The organism is Desulfomarina sp. (genome assembly GCF_054039375.1).
On the sequence record NZ_JBPLBA010000200.1, the window covers coordinates 1 to 4950 of the forward strand.

5 protein-coding genes are annotated in these 4950 nt (G+C 48.5%); all 5 read right to left on the minus strand.

Translation table 11 applies throughout. The features are described from left to right. Nucleotides 1-468: 468 nt before the first annotated feature. The 5 genes from ACXLDX_RS11515 to ACXLDX_RS11535 are packed head-to-tail and all read right to left on the minus strand — an operon-like array spanning nucleotide 469 to nucleotide 4934. A complete protein-coding gene (locus ACXLDX_RS11515; protein ID WP_457577330.1) occupies nucleotides 469-870 on the minus strand; it encodes an acyl-CoA thioesterase in 402 nt (133 codons plus the stop codon). A 10-nt stretch (nucleotides 871-880) separates the two neighbouring features. Further along, entirely contained in the window at nucleotides 881-1192 is a 312-nt protein-coding gene (locus ACXLDX_RS11520; protein ID WP_457577331.1) for a hypothetical protein, read from the minus strand. Nucleotides 1193-1208: 16 nt separating this feature from the next. Beyond that, nucleotides 1209-2126 carry an electron transfer flavoprotein subunit alpha/FixB family protein gene (locus ACXLDX_RS11525; RefSeq protein WP_457577332.1) on the minus strand — a complete coding sequence of 306 codons (918 nt, stop codon included), beginning with the start codon at nucleotides 2124-2126 and terminating at the stop codon, nucleotides 1209-1211. A gap of 12 nt (nucleotides 2127-2138) precedes the next feature. Next, entirely contained in the window at nucleotides 2139-2912 is a 774-nt protein-coding gene (locus ACXLDX_RS11530) for an electron transfer flavoprotein subunit beta/FixA family protein (protein ID WP_457577333.1), read from the minus strand. A gap of 30 nt (nucleotides 2913-2942) precedes the next feature. Continuing rightward, nucleotides 2943-4934 carry a heterodisulfide reductase-related iron-sulfur binding cluster gene (locus ACXLDX_RS11535; RefSeq protein WP_457577334.1) on the minus strand — a complete coding sequence of 664 codons (1992 nt, stop codon included), beginning with the start codon at nucleotides 4932-4934 and terminating at the stop codon, nucleotides 2943-2945. Nucleotides 4935-4950: the final 16 nt, after the last annotated feature.

The following is a 4950-nucleotide window of genomic DNA, read 5'->3' on the forward strand; positions in this document are numbered from 1 at the left end:
TAAATCCTGCACTTCAGAAAATGAAAAAATGTAAATATAACTTGATTTCAATACATTATGATATATCAAGCAAATTTGGCTATTCACTTCTCAGGTGAATGTAAATTTTTTCATTTTCTTTGCCCTGAGGGATTGGCAATTTTACCGAATCTGCTTCGTTTTCAATGGCTTGAAGTATGCCTATACGTCAGCGCCATTGAACCTCGCATCTTCGGTAAACTTGCCAATTGCAGGATTTAGGTCATAATTTGTAATTGCTCACAAGTGACCCGGCTTTTTGCAGGCTCTTTTGTTTGCTTTTACCTGCCTGCGCGGGCATGCATATCTAACCTTTACGTTCAAGTCAACACAGAGAATGCAGCTCCCGGTTCAATTATCTTTGTGTAATCTATAAGCACAATGAATGTCAACCATAAAACGAAGAAACATTTTTCGGGCAAGGCGAAGATCGGATAAAAAGGTAATTGGTCACAGGTGCCCCAGCTTTTCTATCTCCTCCAGAATTTCCCCCGTCATCTCGACCGCTCCGTTGCGATCCCGAACCACAAAGGTCACCAGGGCATCCGCCACAAGTTCCTCAGTTTCCTTATAGACTATTTCCTGCTTTAACACCGCACTCTTGCTGCCGATTTTTTCAAGTCGTGACATCACTGTGAGTGTTGCGCCGACCGGAGCTGCGCTACGATAATTGACATTGATATTGACAACAAGAAATATCAACCCTTTTTTCGCCCACTTCTGCAGATCGATGGACGATTCGAGGCGGGCCCACCGGTCTTCCTCGAAAAATTCGAGGTACCGGGCATTGTTCACATGGCCGTAAAAATCACAATGATATCCCCGAACTTTTATTTCCGTGAGAGCTTCCATTTTCACCTTCCTAAACACTTTTTCCAAAACAACGCAGAAAACCCTGCAGCGCACCGGGATTATTTGATTTTATCACGCCGGTCATAAAATCCTTCATCCCCGGCCTGTAATCCTCCCGCCAGATTTTCATAAAAAAGTCGGGACTGGTTTTGCAGACACAATCCGCATTTTCCACGGTACGACCATCCTCAACAAGGCAGGCATCGGGAGAGAGTTTCACCGTTTTTTTACACTCTCCCAGGGAAAAATAAAAACTGACCGGCCCGGTCATAGTCCCAGGCACAAACAGTTCGTTCATTTGCTGAAAAACTGATTCTATCATTTTGGCGACTCCCCGTTTACAGAGACTCAATTTTCCCGGTCAATACCGGAACAAACTGTTTGAGATCAGCCACAACGAGAACATCAGCCACCTCCCCCACCGGGGCATCCTTATCCGTGTTGACCGCGACAATAAATTCTGATTTTTTCATACCGGCAAGATGCTGTATGGCTCCGGAGATACCGCAGGCAACATACAGTTTGGGGGCAACAGTCTGCCCTGTAGTACCGACCTGCCGGTTGTGTTCCACCCATTCTGAGTCAACAACCGGTCTGGACGCTCCATATTCACCACCAAGAGCTTTGGCTAGACCGGCTATCATCTCCACGTTTTCCGGCTTACCTATACCACGGCCGGCACTGACTATCACTGAAGCCTTCGCCAGATCCACTCCGCCGCTTTCCGCCTGTTCGTATCCGCTGAAAATCGTCCTGCCGGCAGCGTCAACAGAAATATTCTCCACGGCAGGTGTACCGACCGGTTCTTCCTGCAGGCCAAACGCACCCGCCTGAAGAGTAACCACGGCCTGATTCGTTCTGATCTTCACCTCACGCCTCAATTTACTGTTGCATACGGGAACCACAGGTACACCATCCGCAACATCAATCACCTCGGATACCTGCGAGGCGCCAAGAGCAAAAGCCACACGTGGCGCAAGATCCCAGCCATATGAGGAATGACTGAAAACGACCATGTCAGGCTGCTCTTTTTCCACGATGTCAACAATAAGCTTCTTATGAACATCAGGATTGTATTCACCATGAACTGAACTGTCGGCAAGGTAGATTTTTCCATCATATGTCGGCAACTGTTCTCCACTGCCCACCAGAAAAAACACACTTTCTCCACCCATTTCCCTGGAAAATGCCAGCAGTTCACTCCAGCCCGCCAGCAACTGACCATCCCTGAACTCCGCAATAAGTAACAGTTTCATATCATTCTCCCCCTATGCAAAAACAGTTGTTTTCTCTTTTAAAATCTGGATCAACTGATCGGCAAGCTGATCAACCTCACCCTCGAGCACAAGCCCGCCGCCTTTCTTCTCGGGGAAATATACCCTGACTGTCTCCTGCCTCGCCTCGACCTTGAGCAGCTCTTCAACAGGAATGGAAAGCAGTTCTTTTTTCTTGGCCTTCATGATATTGGGCAACGTGGGATAACGGGGAGTATTAAGACCGAGCTGACACGTTAACAGTGCAGGGGTGGACAAACTGACACAGGCCTTGATACCACCTTCCAGCTCTCTTTTTACATCGATTTTTCCATCCTCGTACACAAAGTCAACAATGGTGGAAACACTGGGAAGTCCAAGAAACTCTGCCACCAGGATCCCCACCTGTCCACTGCCTCGATCCTGAGACTGCATACCGGTAAAGATAAGGTCAAAGTTTTTATCTTTTGCAAATTCAGCGATAATTGCTGCAATCTGGCCGGGCTCTTTTGTACTCACCTCATCATCAAGAATATGAGCCCCGCGATCACATCCCATGGCAAGGGCTTTTTTCATGGTTTCCTTGACCTGATCCCCACCTATGCACAGTACGGTGAGATCACCATCCCCCACCTGCTCTTTCAACTGAACCGCCTGCTCCACAGCATACTCATCATATTCGTTCATTCTCCAGGCAAGATCGGCCCTGTCATACCAGGTCCCGTTGTCGTCGACTTTAAACTTTGATTCCATATCAGGAACCTGCTTTATACAGACAAGAATCTTCACTGTTTGCCTCCAATTCCGTTTTTTTGGATCTTAATTTGTTACCTGAATCCTTTCCGCAAGGACTTCAGCAATATCTCTGGGGGTTAACTGTTCTTCGACCTCCGCGCCCTTGACACCGTCCTCAAACATGGTCAGGCAGAAGGGACAATTGGACAGCAGTACCTCGGCCCCGGTTTCCACAGCCATATTGACCCTTTTGATATTGATCCGTTCACCAATATTTTCTTCAGCCATTATCCGGCCACCTCCGGCACTGCAGCAAAACGCTTCCGCCCTGTTCTTTTCCATTTCAACCAGGCTGCCCCCGGCGGCACGGATGAGCGAACGAGGCGCATCATAAATATCATTGTGCCGGCCCAGGTAACAGGAATCATGATAGGTACACAAGAGATGTTCAGAGTTAATCTTCAACCTGCCGGATTGAATCAGTTCCTCAAGAAAAACCGTATAAGTTACCACCTCAACCTCCAGGCCGAGATCACGATAATCCTTTTCCAGCGTGTTGTAACAATGGGGACAGGTGGTGACTATTTTCTTTATATCATGAGATTTTATCAGTTCTATATTTTCCATGGCAAGGGTCTGGTACAGATACTCATTGCCCATCTTGCGCATGGGTTCACCGCAGCATTTTTCCTCCTTGCCGAGTATTCCCAGCCTGACCCCGGCGGCCTGGCACAGTTTCACAAAACTTCTGGCAACACCAATATTTCTTTTATCAAAAGAACCATAGCAGCCGACGAAATAGAGAACATCGATTTCCCTGTCCTCCGCCAGCACGGGTACACCAAGCTCTTTTGCCCATTCACCTCTTTCCGCGTAACCGATCCCCAGCGGATTACCATTGACTTCAGTGGCCTCCATGGCTGCCATCACCTCGTCTCCCGGGAATTCCCCTTCCATGAGCACCATACTCCGCCTGAGCTCCACAATTTTACTTATATGCTCAATGGACGCGGGGCAAATCTCCTGGCAGGCCCGACATGTGGTACAGGCCCAGAGTACATCTTTGCCGATTAACTCAATCAGATTTGCATCCGGATCATTGAATGCGGCATCTCCGATCTGGTTGATCAGCTTCATGGGTGACAACGGTTTTCCGGTATTATAGGCGGGACAGCGATCCTGACAACGTTTACAGAGAGTACAGGCATCAGCGTCAAAAATATCCTTCCAGGTCAGCTCCTTCAAGCCGGCTGCCCCGAATGTTTCAGCATCCTCATCCTCCAGGTCAAGAGAGACCAGCTTACCCCTGGGCCCGAGATCCTCAAAGAAGTAATTGGCACTGGTAGTAATGATATGACGAAACTTCGTGTATGGGATTAAAATAAAGAAAGCCATCACCAGAAGAAGATGAAACCACCATGTCCCCTTGTGCAGGAGAAGCAGTGTCGGCTCTCCCAGGCCGGACAGGAGCGAGGCAACCCCCAGGCCGACGGGTGACCAGGCGGCGAGAGGCGTTCCCATCTCAGTCACTGCCATCCGGGCGCCTTCAATAATAAAACCGGTGAGAAGAATAGCAAAGAGCAGGCCGTGCATAATGGCATCATCTTTTTTAGTCTCCAGCCCCTCGGGAGGAAAGAAATACCGTCGGACAAGCAGCCCGGCCAGCATGACAATACAGACAAGGCCTGCCAGATCAAGAACAATGGAGAAAAGTTTATAGAATGTACCTGTCAGAAATTTCACATCAAAAAGGAGATCCGTGAAATCAGCCTGGACAACGATCAGGCATGTACCGATGAAAAGCAGAGCGAATCCCCAGAAGAACAGGCCATGCAACAGACCCGGCCACCTCACCCGGATAACTTTCTGCTGGAACAGTATTTTCGTGATCATTCCCCGGAACCGGTCTGCGGTACGGTCGGTACGGTTCAATGGAAGCCCCTGTTTATAGACAGCAATGCGTTGCAGAAACACCTTGATCAATACAAAAAAAGCACCCAGGGTCAGAAGATACATAGGCAGCAGTGTCCAGACCCCATGCCCCACATTCCAGTAAATTTCACGTGTAAATTCCATTGTTTTCTCCAGTTAC

What these genes read in the sequence shown, in the direction of transcription:
- ACXLDX_RS11515 (WP_457577330.1), bottom strand. Translation starts at nt 870, where the DNA reads ATGGAAGCTCTCACGGAAATAAAAGTTCGGGGATATCATTGTGATTTT.
- ACXLDX_RS11520 (WP_457577331.1), bottom strand. Translation starts at nt 1,192, where the DNA reads ATGATAGAATCAGTTTTTCAGCAAATGAACGAACTGTTTGTGCCTGGG.
- ACXLDX_RS11525 (WP_457577332.1), bottom strand. Translation starts at nt 2,126, where the DNA reads ATGAAACTGTTACTTATTGCGGAGTTCAGGGATGGTCAGTTGCTGGCG.
- ACXLDX_RS11535 (WP_457577334.1), bottom strand. Translation starts at nt 4,934, where the DNA reads ATGGAATTTACACGTGAAATTTACTGGAATGTGGGGCATGGGGTCTGG.